This window comes from Gordonia sp. LMA167 (genome assembly GCF_058130025.1).
Window position 1 is genome coordinate 3,647,474 of record NZ_CM176708.1, and the last position, 13,078, is coordinate 3,660,551.

Genomic DNA, 13,078 nt, shown 5'->3' on the forward strand with positions numbered 1-13,078 from the left:
CAGGAGGCGCCGTGCCGCAAGGAGTTCCCGACACGATCCCCGACGACGGGCTCACCACGCGTCAGCGCCGCAACCTGCCGGTCCTGGCCGTGCACACCGGTGACGGCAAGGGCAAGTCGACGGCGGCCTTCGGGATGGCCATGCGGGCCTGGAACGCCGGAATGCGGGTGGCCGTCTTCCAATTCGTGAAGAGCGCGAAGTGGCGGGTCGGCGAGGAAACCGCCCTCACCGCCCTCGGCGCCGTGCATGACGAGACCGGGAAGGGCGGCCCGGTGGAGTGGCACAAGATGGGTCAGGGCTGGTCGTGGCTTCGCGCCAACGCCGAGCACGACGATGACCACGCGGCCGCGGCCCGCGCCGGCTGGTCGGAGATCGCCCGGCGGATCGCGGCCGAACAGCATGATTTCTACGTGCTCGACGAGTTCACCTACCCGCTGGACTGGGGCTGGGTGGACACCGACGAGGTCGTGGCGACCCTCCGTGACCGGCCGGGCCGCCAGCACGTGGTGATCACCGGCCGTCGCGCACCCGCGGCTCTCATCGAATCCGCGGATCTCGTCACCGAGATGCGCAAGATCGCGCACCCCATGGACGCGGGTCGCAAGGGACAACGGGGCATCGAATGGTGACCGCGAAGGCCGTCGGCGAGTGGTCGGTCGCCGGATCATGACCGGCGTCCCGGCCATCGTCATCGCCGCTCCCGCGTCGGGGAGTGGCAAGACCACGGTGACGACCGGGTTGATCGGCGCACTGCGGGCGGCCGGGCATCGCGTCGCCCCGTTCAAGGTCGGACCGGACTACATCGACCCGGGCTATCACGCGGTGGCCGCGGGCACGGTCGGTCGCAATCTCGACCCGAACCTGGTCGGTGCGGACCTGGTGGGTCCGTTGTTCGCCGCCGGCTCGGCCGGCGCCGACATCGCCGTGGTCGAAGGCGTCATGGGTCTCTTCGACGGACGCATCATGGCCGACGACGCCTCCGACGGCGCCGACCCGGCCGGCTTCGGTTCGACCGCACACGTCGCCCGCCTCATCGGCGCGCCGGTGGTCCTGGTCATCGATGCCGCCGGACACAGTCAATCGGTAGCCGCACTCCTGCACGGATTCGTCTCCTTTGACCCGTCTATAAGGATCGTCGGTGTCATCCTCAACCGCGTCGGCTCGGACCGGCACGAAACCGTGCTGCGGCAAGCCTGCGGGCGTGTCGGGCTGCCGGTGTTCGGGGTTCTGCGACGCGACCCGCACCTGCAGGTGCCGTCGCGGCATCTCGGCCTGATCCCCGCGGCCGAACGTCGCGACGATGCGATCCGGGCGGTGGACGCGATGACCGTCACCGTCGGTGCGGGCCTGGACCTGCCGTCGATCGTCGCCGCCGCGAGCACCCGTCGGCGTCAACAACTCGAGGCATGGTCGGCAGCCGACGCCGTCCGCGACGGTGGGCCGGTCCCGGCGGCCGGCCGTCGCCCGCTCGTGGCCGTCGCGGGCGGTCCGGCGTTCACTTTCGGCTACGCCGAACACGGTGAGTTACTGGCTGCCGCCGGCGCCGACGTGGCGGGTTTCGACCCGCTGCGGGATCCGCTTCCGCCGGGCACCGACGCCGTGGTGATCGGCGGCGGCTTCCCGGAGGAACACGCCGAAGCGCTGTCGGCCAACGAACCACTGCGGACCGGCCTCGCCGGGCACGCGCGCGCCGGCCGTCCCATCGTCGCCGAATGCGCGGGCCTGCTCTACCTCGCCACCGAACTCGATGGGCATCCGATGACGGGCATCCTCGACGTGGTGGGACGGTTCGGGCCGACACTGACCCTCGGCTACCGCGATGCGGTGGCCGTGACGGATTCCGTCGGATACTCGATGGGCCTGCGAGTCACGGGCCACGAGTTCCATCGGTCGACGGTCGAGCCGGGTGTCGGCGCACCCGCGCCGGCGTGGGCGTGGCGCGACCACAGCGGCAACCCGGGTACCCATGGTTACGCCACGAACTCGGTGCACGCGTCGTACCTGCATGTCCATCCGGCCGGATATCCCTCCGGGGTGGTGCGATTCGTCAACGCGGCGCGGGAAGCTGCGAGCTCGCCCGGCATGACACACGACGGCGTCGGCGAGCGCGCCGGATGACCGCCCGGGGACTCGGTGAGGCGCTCGACGCACTCACCCGCCACGGCGTCGACGACCCGGCGATCCTGCGGGATCTGCTCGAGGCGGTGCTCGTCGTCGGGCGCGGCCTCGATCTCGACCGGGCCCTCCAGCGGATCGTCGAGGTGGCGTGCCAGGTCGTCGACGCACGCTACGGGGCTCTCGGTGTGCGGGCCACCGACGGAGGTCTGAGCGCGTTCGTCTACACCGGCATCAGCGCTGCCGAGCGTGCCCGCATGGATCACCTGCCGGTGGGTCGCGGGGTACTCGGTCTGCTCATCGAGCAACCGGAGGTGTTGCGGATCCCGGAATTGGCGAAACACTCTGCGTCGGTGGGTTTCCCGCACAACCACCCGCCCATGACGACCTTTCTCGGTGCGCCGATCGTCATCCGCGGCACCGTGTTCGGCAGCATCTACCTGACCGAGAAGCAATCGGCGGCGGAGTTCAGCGAGGTCGACGAGTCGTTGGTGGCGGTGCTCGCGGTGGCGGCCGGTATCGCCGTCGACAATGCGCGCCTGTTCGAGCAGGCCCGGACCCGACACCGGTGGATGCAGGTCATCGCGCGGCGGGGATCGGAACCGCTGGCGGGGATCGCGCTGTCGGACACCTTGCCCCGGCTGTGCGCCGACGTCGCCGAACTCACCGATGCGGTCGACGTCTTCATCCTCACCGAGGAGGCCGGGGAGGTCGAGCTCACAGGTCACACCGGTCCGCCGGTCGCCGCGGGGGACATGGTGCTGCCGTCGACCGGAGCCCGGGTGGTCGTGCCCGTTGCCGAGATCCCCTCCGAGCTCGTCCGTCGCGGGGCGAAGTGGGCCACGGTGCAGCCGTTGCAGCGGGCTGCCGGTGCGTTCGGCTGGATCGTGATCACCCATCGCCCCCGACCCGAATGGGATGACGAGGATGCCGCCGGGCTCGCCGGTGTCGCCGAAGTGGCCTCGCTGGCGGTGGTCTACGCCGAACAGCAGCAGACCGCGCGCGACCTGGAGGTCGTGGAGGACCGTCATCGCATCGCCCGTGACCTCCACGATCATGTGATCCAGCGGCTGTTCGCGATCGGGATGTCGGTGCAGACGATGCTCGCGGCGCGGGGACCGGACGGTGGGGCCGAGTCGGAGGCCGAACGTGCCACGACGGCCCGGCTCGAGCAGGTCGTGACCGATCTGGACCGGACCATCGCGCAGATCCGGACCTCGATCTTCGATCTGCAGACGATCCCAGGGCATCATGACACCGCCACCCTGCGGCGCCGGGTTCTCGACATCGTGTCCGAGCTGGCTGTCCACGCTCCGATCGCCCCGGGCGTCCAGTTCGCCGGCCCGGTGGACACGGTGGTGCCCGAGTCGCTCGGGCCGCACATCGACGCCGTTCTCCGAGAAGGGTTGTCGAACGCGTTGCGTCATGCCCAGGCCGACCACATCGACGTGTCGGTCACCGCCGACGACGAGGTGCTCACCGTCGAGATCATCGACGACGGTCTGGGCATCGCCACCGATGTGGTCTACCGCGGCCTGGACAATCTCACCCGGCGGGCCGAGGAGTGCGACGGCGTGTTCAGCGTCGTCACCACCCCGCGCGGGGCGTCGACGTCGAGCGGTACCACGCTCACATGGTCGGTACCGCTGAGGGAGTAGCCCCCAGCTTCGCTGGCTTCGCTAGCGCGGCGGGAGCTTGCCGTCGCGGAGTTTCGTCGCCATCACCGCGACCTGCGTGCGGCGCTGCATGTCCAGTTTCGCGAGGATACGCGAGACGTAGTTCTTGATCGTCTTCTCCGCCAGGAACATCCGCTCGGCGATCTGCCGGTTGGTGAGGCCGTCGCCGATGTGATTGAAGACCTCACGTTCCTGCTGGGTGAGGTCTGCCAGCGGATCGTCGCTGCCGCCCTTGCCGTCGCGGAGTCTCGCGAGCAGTGCGGCGGTGCTGCGATCGTCGAGCAACGAACCGCCTCGTCCGACCGTGCGTACGGCCTCGATGAGGTTGTGGCCCAGGATCTGTTTGAGCACGAAGCCCGACGCGCCGGCGAGCACCGCCGCGAGCAGGGCGTCGTCATCGGCGTAGCTGGTCAGCATCAGGCAATGCACCGCGGGTTCTGCGGCGCGGACGTCGCGACACAGTTCCACACCGTTACCGTCCGGAAGCCGGACGTCGAGCACCGCCACATCGGGTTTCGTCGCGAGGATGCCGACCTTCGCCTCGGCGACGGATGCGGCCTCGCCGACGATCTCGAGATCGTCGGCGGTACCGAGCAGATCCCGCAGTCCACGGCGGACGAGTTCGTGGTCGTCGACGAGGTACACGCGGACCGGGTTCGTCGCGGATGCGCCGTCGGTCGTGGCGTCTGCAGGCATGGTCTGACGGTACCGCAGAACGACTCGGCGAGAAGGCCGCGCGCAACCGACGACTTGTGGCCCAGGACAGTCGGGACCTTCGGCTCACGTGGTCGGTGCCGGCACCGCGCAGAGTTGGACCTGAACCGAATGTGTGACGACGAGGAGTGCGATGACCAGCCTGATCGACCCACCCGAGGTGAGCGGCCCGCGGATGTCCGGCTCGGATCTGCTCCGGGAGCTGCTCCCGGTGTGCGAGACCGAGGTCGACCGACACATGAAGATGACCCGCGACTGGCATCCGCACGACTACGTGCCGTGGGAAGACGGGCGCAACTTCGCCGCGTTGGGTGGGCAGGACTGGGACCCGTCTCAGTCCCAGCTGTCGGAGACCGCCAAGGCGGCGATGATCACGAACCTGCTGACCGAGGACAACCTGCCCTCGTACCACCGGGTGATCGCCGAGAACTTCAGCCTCGACGACGCATGGGGATTCTGGGTGGGCCGGTGGACCGCCGAGGAGACACGGCATTCGATCGTGATGCGTGACTACCTCGTCGTCACCCGGGGCGTGGACCCGGTCGAGCTCGAGCAGACCCGCATGCAGCACATGACCCACGGGTTCAACCCGCTGCCCGACGACGACGGACAGCGCGACCACAGCTACGACATGCTCTACGCGGTCAGCTACGTCAGCTTCCAGGAGCTCGCCACGCGGGTGTCGCATCGGAACACCGGCAAGGCGTGTGGCGACCCGATCGCCGATCGCATGCTGCAGCGGGTGGCGGCCGACGAGAACCTGCACATGCTCTTCTACCGCAACATCGTCGACGGGGCACTCGATCTGGTGCCGGATCAGGCGATGGCCGCGATCTACGCGATCGTCTCGAACTTCCAGATGCCGGGCGCGACGATGCCCAACTTCCGGCGCAACGCCGTCCTCATCGCGAAGGGCGGGATCTACGATCTCCCGCAACATCTGTCGGAGGTGGTGATGCCCGTGCTGCGCAAGTGGCGGATCTTCGAACGCGACGACTTCGGGCCGCTCGGTGAGCATTACCGCGAGCTACTGGGCGACTTCCTCGAACAGATGAACGTCAAGGTGCGCAGGTTCGAGGAATCCCGTGACCGTGCGTTGGCCCGCGCCCGCGCCAAGGGGCTCGCCGAGTAGCAGCGCGGCCGCGCCGATCACACCGAAGCGACCTGGGGGAGCAGGTGCTGCCGACCGTGGGCACGGAACTCGTCGGTGAGTTCGGCGACCCGAGCCGAATCCATCAATCGATAAGCGCCGTCGACGAATTCGAACACCGGATCGTCGGTGAACCAGGCCGTGCGTCTCAGCGAGGGCTTGTCGATCTTGCGGGTCGCGGTGAGGGGTAGGCCTGCCGTCACGCGGATGAGTGTCGGTGCCCATTTCGTTCCGAGGTCGGGTTGGGACTCGAGGAAACGCTCGAAGGCGATCGTGTCGAACGGCGTCTCACCGGGCGGGACCTCGGCGGCCGCCATGACCCGGTCGCCGGTGCGCGGATCCGGGACCGCGTACACGGCTGCGGCGCGGATGGAGTCGTGGCGCAGGAGGATTCGTTCGATGGGTGCCGTGGCGAAGTTCTCCGAGTCGACACGTATCCAGTCGGCTGTGCGTCCGGCGAACCAGAACACCCCGTCGCCGTCGCGGTATGCGAGGTCGCCCGACCAGTAATCGCCGTCGCGCACCTTCTCCGCCGTCGCCTCGGGGTTGCGGTAATAGCCTTCGAATCTGGCGCCACCGCCGCGCGCGACGATCTCCCCGATGGCCTCGTCCGGGTTGGACATCATCCCGTTGTCGTCGAACCGGGCCGGCGGGCACGGTGATCCGTCCTCGTGGAGGATCTCCAGTGCCATCTCTTTCCGCGGGATGCCCAGCGCGCCGGGCGGGGTGGTGTCGTCGCGCAGGATGACGCACACGCCCTCGGACGATCCGTACGACTCGATGATCGGACAGCGGTACCGGCGAGTGAACTCGAGCCGGTCGGTCGTGGACGCCTCCGTGCCGAACGCCAGGCGCAGGCGGGTGCGCGACTCCGCGGGTGATTCGGGCCGGGCGAGGATGTAGGACAGCGATCTGCCGACGTAGTTGACGAATGTCGCCCCGAAACGTTGGACGTCGGGGAGAAAGCCGGAGGCGGAGAAGCGAGGTCGCATGGCAAAGGTCCCGCCGGTCGCCAGGATCGGGGCCCAGGCGCTCATCAGCGCGTTGCCGTGGAACAGCGGCATCGCGTTGTAGGCGACGTCATCGCGGCCCAGACCTCGGACATTGAGATCGCCGATCGCCGCGAGCCGCGCGGAGCTGCAGATGACCGCCTTGGGCGCACCGGTGGAGCCCGATGTGAACAGCAGGAGGAGGTCGTGATTGACGCCGCGGTGGTCGACGGACTCCGTGAGACCGGCATCCGCGTGCGCGTCGACCAGCGACCGATAGTCGGCCGAGCCGATCTCGACAGACCGCACGTCGATGCCGAGGTCGGGGATCAGCTCTCGGTGGGCGCCGTCGACGAGGACGATCTGGCAGTCGGTGCGCGCGACGTCGGCGGCGAGCTCCGCGCCGCGGCGGGTCGGGTTGATCCCGACGATGGTGGCGCCGGCGAGCGCCGCGCCGCCGATGAGGAACAGGTACTCGGGGTCGTTGTCCATCAGGACGCCCACGTGCCAGGGGCCGGATCTGCGCAACCGTCGCAACAATGCCGCACGTACGCAGGATTCGTGGACGAAGTCCCGCCATGTCCAGGACCGTTCGTCGGCGAGCAGCGCCGTCGCGGGATCGTCGGCCCGCGCAGCAAGTTGATCGGCAATCGTACGAATCTGTGACGACCCCGTCATCAGTGACCTCCGAGTGATTCCGGTTACCTTCGGGCACGACGCCACGTAGGTTACGCGGGCGGCTCCGACGGTGGCGTCGGGTCTCCGAGTCCGGCAGTCGCGTCGGTAGGATCAGCAGCCATGTCGCGCTCTGCCTCTTCCGGGGCCAACCGAAACCACTATCTGGCCGGCCTCGATCTGACCGGTCGCAAGGTCGTCGTCGTGGGCGGCGGATCGGTCGCACAGCGTCGCCTGCCGAATCTGCTCGCGGCCGGGGCCGACGTCCACGTCGTGGCGATCGATCCGACACCGGCGGTGGAGTCGACGGCCGGGATCTCGGTGAGCCACCGCGAATATCGAGACGGTGATCTCGAGGGCGCCTGGTACGTGATGGCCTGCACCGACGACCCCGACGTGAATGCCCGTGTGGTCGCCGATGCCGAGGCCCGTCATACGTTCTGCGTCCGGGCCGACGACGCGCGCTTCGGCACGGCGGTGACGCCGGCGTCGGGCCGGCATCGGGATCTGCAGTTCGGCGTCCTCGCGGCCGGCGACCATCGGCAATCGGCGGCACTGCGGGCTGCCATCGGGCGGGCGCTGGCCGACGGCTCGCTGGCCGTCGTCGAGGACGACGCCCCGCATGCCGCGGGTGTCGCATTGGTGGGTGGCGGGCCGGGGGATCCGGACCTCATCACCGTTCGCGGGCAGAAGCTGCTGCAGCAGGCCGACGTGGTGGTCGCCGACCGTCTCGCCCCGGCGCAGTTGTTGGCCGAGCTCGGACCGCAGGTGGAGATCGTCGACGCGGCGAAGGTGCCGTACGGACGAGCGATGAAGCAGGAGGCCATCAACGACGTCCTGGTCGACCGGGCCAAGGCCGGCAAGTTCGTCGTCCGGCTCAAGGGCGGCGACCCCTATGTCTACGGGCGGGGTTTCGAAGAGGTGCAGGCGTGCGTGGAGGCCGGAGTCCCGGTCACTGTCGTGCCGGGTATCAGCAGCCCCATCGCCGCGCCGGCCGCCGCGGGCATTCCCGTGACCCATCGAGGTGTCACCCATGAAGTCGTCATCGCGTCGGGGCACGTACCGCCCGGACATCCGGACTCGCTCATCGACTGGAACGCGATCGCACGCCTGCGCGGCACCCTGGTGCTGATGATGGCCGTGGAACGAGTCGACGTCTTCGCCGACGCACTCCTCAGCGGAGGCAAGCCGGCCGACACCCCGGTCGCGATGATCGAGAACGGGTCGTTGCCGACCCAACGGGTCCTGCGCACGGACCTGGCCCATGCCGCCGCGACCGCCGCCGAACAGGATCTGCGTCCACCGGCCATCGTGGTGATCGGCGAGGTCGCCGGATTCACCGAGGCCGCCAGCTGATCCTGCGCGCCGCCGTCCGGCCGGCCCGCGTGGGGCCAACGGGCCAATGACGATTGGCATATTCGGTGTGGGGGGCGGTACCGTCGAACGTTATGTCCGCACCGGAAACGTCGAGTCCCCAGCACACGGCTGTGCCGGTCTATCGCAACGTCTTCGGCCCGGCGATCCTGGTCCTGTCCGGTATGCAGCTGCTCATGGTGCTCGACGGGACCGTCGCGGCACTGGCTCTACCGCGGATTCGTGACGCTCTGCAGCTGTCGGAATCGAGCGCCAACTGGATCATCAGCAGCTACGTCCTGGCGTTCGGCGGGTTGATGCTCCTCGGCGGCCGGCTCGGCGACACGTTCGGTCGTAAACGGATGTTCGTCGTCGGCGTGGTCGCATTCACGCTCACCTCGCTGCTGTGTGGTCTCGCCTGGAACGAGTCGAGTCTGATCATCGGTCGCGCGCTGCAGGGGGCGTCGGCGGCGATCGCCGCACCCACCGCGATGGCGCTGGTGGCCACCACCTTCGCGCCCGGCAAACCTCGCAGCCAGGCATTTGCCATCTACGCGGCGATGACCGGGATCGGCTCCGTCGCCGGCCTGATCCTCGGTGGCGTCCTCACTCAGGTTTCCTGGCGGCTGGTCTTCCTCATCAATGTGCCCATCGGGGTGCTCGTCGCCGCCGGCGCCATCATCGTGCTGCGTGAGTCCCAGGGGGAACGGCTGTCGTTGGATGTGCCCGGTGCGGTGCTGGCAACTCTTGGTTGCTCGCTGCTCGTGCTGGCGGTCAACGAGGGGCCCGACGGGTGGGCGAGACCGCTCGTCGTCGGCTCGTTCATCCTGGGTGGGCTGGCATTGCTGGCCTTCATCGTCGTCGAGCGTCGGGCGAGCAACCCGATCCTGCCGTTCGTCCTGTTCGAGAATCGCAATCGGGTCGCCGCGCTGGTGGCGATCTTCCTCGCCAGCATGATCATGATGTGCATGGCGGTGTTCATCTCGCTCTACCTGCAGGGCATCCTGAAGTACACGCCGATCCAGAGCGGTATGGCAGTGGTGCCGTTCGCCTTCGGACTGGGTATCGCGGCTGCGATCGCATCCAAGCTCGCGTTGGTCATCCAGCCCCGCTGGCTGGTGCTGTGCGGCGGCACGATCATCCTGGCCGGCTGTCTGTACGCCTCGTCCATCGCGACCGGCACACCCGACTATTTCCCCAGCATCGGACTGCCGGTCGTGGTCATCGGATTCGGTGTCGGATTCGCCGTCATCCCGCTGACCCTCTCGGTTGTGGCCGGGGTCGGGCCCACCGAGATCGGCCCGCTCACCGCGCTTGCGCAGGTCGCCCAGAACCTCGGCGGAGCGATCGGCCTCGTCGCGGTCGGTGCCGCGGTCACCTCACGCGCGTTGTCGCTGGGTGGTACGACCGGACCCGTCGAGGACATGAACCCCACGCAGCTGGCCGCGCAGGCCAGCGGTTACGGTCTCGCCTTCGCGTGCTGCGCCGGGATCGCGGTCCTGTCGGCGATCGTCGTGCTCTTCATGCGGTTCACACCGGAAGAGGTCGCGGAAGGGCAGGCCGCCCAAGAGGCGGCCAATGCCAATCTCGACGTCGACGAACACGGCGCGCACTGACGCGCCACTCAGGGCGTTGACGACACGACCTCGGTGAGTTCGCCGCGAGAGCGGATCCCGAGCTTCCGGTAGACCTTGCGCAGGTGATATTCCACCGTCTTCGGGCTCACGAAAAGCGCGGCGGCCGCCTCCCGGGTGGTGCGTCCGTCCGAAAGTAGCAGCGCGACCTGCAACTCTTGCGGGGTGAGTGCGGCAACGCCGCCGAGTGCGCGCGGCGCGACCCGTTCGCCGGTGAGGTCGAGTTCGGTGGCCGCGCGATCGGCCCACGGCCCGGCGCCGAGCTCGGTGAAGACCGCCAAGGCCTGACGAAGGTGGTCGCGGGCATCGACACGTCGGGCAGCCCGGCGCAATCGCTCGCCGAAGGCGAGTTCGGTGCGGGCGGTTTCGAACAGATCCGGGGTGCCCTGATGGAGAGCCAAGGCCTCGTGGAACGCACGGTCGAAATTCTCGGCAAGGAGCCCACACGCGCGGCGCGCACGCGCCCTCGACCATGGCTGGCCCTTCTCGTCGGCGACGCTGAGGAACTCCCTTGCCATGACGGCCGCCTCGTCGGTTCGGCCCAGCCGGATCAGCGTCTCGACCAGATCGGGACGCGGCGACAGGTCGGGGTCGCCGACCGCATGCTCGGCGAGCATCTCATCCACCGCCAGCTGTCGCCGCATCGTCTCTTCGGCATCGCCCTCGGACATGGCGAGGTCACCGAGGGCGAGCAGAGCCCAGACCTGCGCGGTGCGGATGTCACGGGTACGGCCGAGGGCCAGTGCCTCGTCCGCATGAATCCGGCAGTCGTCGGCCTGGCCCGTACGTGCCTGAAGCCACGCCAGGCCCGCCAAGCTCATCGCCAGCTCGGTGGTCTGCCCGGTGTCCCGCGACAATCGGATCGACTCGGAGTAGTCCGCCGCCGCCCTGTGCCAGGAGTCGGACGTCGCAGCGTCGCGGGCCACCTGGAACAACAGACTCGGCAGCAGTCCCACACCGGCGGTGTCCCGGGCCTGGTCTATCCGCTTTCGCAGGCCGGGTCCGGTGTCGGCGTCGCGGAGAAACAGCGACGCGAACAGCAGCCACGACAGGCTGTCCTCGTCGGCTGCCAACTCTGGGCTCTGGGTCAACAGCGACATGGCGCCGCGCAACTCGGTGACGCCGCCGACACCCGCCAATACCTTCGCCATACCCGCCGCGACCGATCCAACAGCCCGGCCGCGGGTGGTGGTGGCCGCCGCGACCGCTTCCCCCAGAGGCACGACGAGTCGGCGCGCAATCGAGCCGTCGGCCAAAAAAACACTCGCGTGCACTGCCTCGGCCAGCAATCGGGTCCGCACGTCCGCCGATTCGCCTGCCATCGCCGCCTGCTCCAGCAGGGTGATCCCCGTGCGCAGCGAACCGCTGCGCGCCGCGATCACCGCCCGCAGCTCAAGTGAGGGCAGCGACACCGCATGTCCGGCTTCGATGTCAAGGGCGTCGGTTTCGTCGAGCAGCGCGAGCGCGCGGGAGCCGAGGCCTGCCGACCACGCCGCGGCAGCCGCGGCCTGCAGCCGTTCGGCGACGTCTGTGGCCGCTGGGCTGAGCCGCGCGGCCCGCTCGTAGGCGGCCGAGGCCACCGCCCACGCGGATCGCCCCGCGGCCCGGTCGCCCGCCTTGTGCAACAGGTCGGCGGCGTCGCTGTCCGGTGCCCACAGCGCCTCCGCGAACTGCCACGCCCGACGGTCGATGTCGTCCTCGGGCAGCGCGGCGGCCACCGCGGCATGCACGGATCGGCGCTGCTGCACCGGGGCGTCGCGGTAGACGGCCGAGCGTAGGAGCGGGTGTCGGAAGGTGACCTCGCCGCCGGTCACCTGGGCCAGTCCCGCATCGGCAGCCCAGGCAAGCTGTGCCAGGTCAAGGTCGAGCGCGGCGCAGACGTCCCCGGTGAGCCGCAGGTCACCGTTACAGACCACCGCGACCAGCAACACCGAGCGCGCGGTCTCGTCGAGCGGACGCAGCCGACGGATGAAGGCCTCGACGAGCGCGGTCGAGAGCGGTGCCGGCACACCCGACGGCCGAGGCGGCAGCGCATCAGGGTACTCGGCGAGCTCGGTGACGGCGAGCGGGTTGCCGCCGGTGAGCTCGTGCAACCTCATCACCCACTCCTCGTTGACCGGCGCCGACAGCAGCTGGTCGAGGAGTGTGCGGACCTCGTCGCGGTCGAGTCCGGCGAGGTGAAGCCGGTCCATGCCCGCGACGACGTCGTCGACCTCGCCCTCCCGTCCGGCGACAATGGCCGCGATAGGGTCTGCGCTCAGCCGACGCGCCGCGAACAGGAGCGCGTCGCCCGAGGGTGCGTCGATCAGCTGCATGTCGTCGAGGAGTACCGCGACGGGGCCGTCCTCGGCATAGCGGCAGAGCAGGCTGAGCGTTGCCGCGCCGATGGCGAAGCGGTCACCGGCCTCGCCCACTTCCAGCGCGAGTGCCGAGGAGAGCGCTCGGGCCTGCGGTACAGCGATCGTGTCCAGAAGATCGAGCGCGGGACGCAGCACGGCGAGCAGGGCCGCGAAGGGGACCTCACGTTCGGGCTCCGTGCCGGTGGCCCGCAACACGCGGAACCCGTCGAGCCGACTCTGCGTCCAGCGCAGTAACTCGGTCTTCCCGACGCCCGGTTCGCCGGTCAGCGCGAGCACACCGCTGGTGCCGATCCGGGCGCCCGACACGACCCGGTCGATCACCTGTCGCTCGTGTGCACGCCCGATGACCACCACCCACCGAGTCTAGGTCTGCAGCGCCAGACCAGGGGGGTCACCGGACGCGGCCGGGGGA

Annotated in this window: 9 protein-coding genes; 6 read left to right on the forward strand and 3 right to left on the reverse strand. The window is 69.3% G+C overall.

Annotated elements, in window-relative coordinates:
* Window positions 1-11 precede the first annotated feature (11 nt).
* From cobO to ACVT6V_RS16635, 3 genes are read left to right on the forward strand one after another with little or no spacing between them, the layout of a single operon-like run.
* Window positions 12-629, forward strand: coding sequence for a cob(I)yrinic acid a,c-diamide adenosyltransferase (gene cobO / locus ACVT6V_RS16625; protein ID WP_489894633.1), 618 nt, complete (start codon window positions 12-14; stop codon window positions 627-629).
* Window positions 630-666: 37 nt separating this feature from the next.
* Window positions 667-2,118 (forward strand): cobyrinic acid a,c-diamide synthase CobB, encoded by a 1,452-nt coding sequence (locus ACVT6V_RS16630; protein ID WP_489894635.1) that lies wholly within the window; start codon window positions 667-669, stop codon window positions 2,116-2,118.
* Window positions 2,115-3,773 carry a GAF domain-containing sensor histidine kinase gene (locus ACVT6V_RS16635; protein ID WP_489894637.1) on the forward strand — a complete coding sequence of 553 codons (1,659 nt, stop codon included), beginning with the start codon at window positions 2,115-2,117 and terminating at the stop codon, window positions 3,771-3,773. The genes ACVT6V_RS16630 and ACVT6V_RS16635 overlap by 4 nt, the downstream gene beginning before the upstream one ends.
* A gap of 21 nt (window positions 3,774-3,794) precedes the next feature.
* On the opposite strand, the gene ACVT6V_RS16640 is transcribed toward ACVT6V_RS16635, so the two are convergent.
* A complete protein-coding gene (locus ACVT6V_RS16640) occupies window positions 3,795-4,487 on the reverse strand; it encodes a response regulator (RefSeq protein ID WP_489894639.1) in 693 nt (230 codons plus the stop codon).
* A 151-nt stretch (window positions 4,488-4,638) separates the two neighbouring features.
* Here ACVT6V_RS16640 and ACVT6V_RS16645 point away from each other — a divergent pair, with 151 nt between their 5' ends.
* Window positions 4,639-5,637, forward strand: a complete 999-nt coding sequence (locus ACVT6V_RS16645; protein ID WP_489894641.1) for an acyl-ACP desaturase — start codon at window positions 4,639-4,641, stop codon at window positions 5,635-5,637.
* Between the two features lie 17 nt (window positions 5,638-5,654).
* Here ACVT6V_RS16645 and ACVT6V_RS16650 read toward each other — a convergent pair whose 3' ends face one another.
* Window positions 5,655-7,322 carry an AMP-binding protein gene (locus tag ACVT6V_RS16650; protein ID WP_489894643.1) on the reverse strand — a complete coding sequence of 556 codons (1,668 nt, stop codon included), beginning with the start codon at window positions 7,320-7,322 and terminating at the stop codon, window positions 5,655-5,657.
* 120 nt (window positions 7,323-7,442) lie between these two features.
* Between ACVT6V_RS16650 and cobA the strand changes: the two genes are divergently transcribed.
* On the forward strand, window positions 7,443-8,675 hold the full coding sequence (gene cobA, locus ACVT6V_RS16655) for a uroporphyrinogen-III C-methyltransferase (RefSeq protein ID WP_489894645.1): 1,233 nt from the start codon (window positions 7,443-7,445) through the stop codon (window positions 8,673-8,675).
* A 92-nt stretch (window positions 8,676-8,767) separates the two neighbouring features.
* Window positions 8,768-10,288: a DHA2 family efflux MFS transporter permease subunit gene (locus ACVT6V_RS16660; RefSeq protein WP_489894647.1), complete on the forward strand. Its 1,521-nt coding sequence runs from the start codon at window positions 8,768-8,770 to the stop codon at window positions 10,286-10,288.
* Window positions 10,289-10,296: 8 nt separating this feature from the next.
* Here ACVT6V_RS16660 and ACVT6V_RS16665 read toward each other — a convergent pair whose 3' ends face one another.
* Window positions 10,297-13,020, reverse strand: a complete 2,724-nt coding sequence (locus tag ACVT6V_RS16665) for a helix-turn-helix transcriptional regulator (protein ID WP_489894649.1) — start codon at window positions 13,018-13,020, stop codon at window positions 10,297-10,299.
* Window positions 13,021-13,078: the final 58 nt, after the last annotated feature.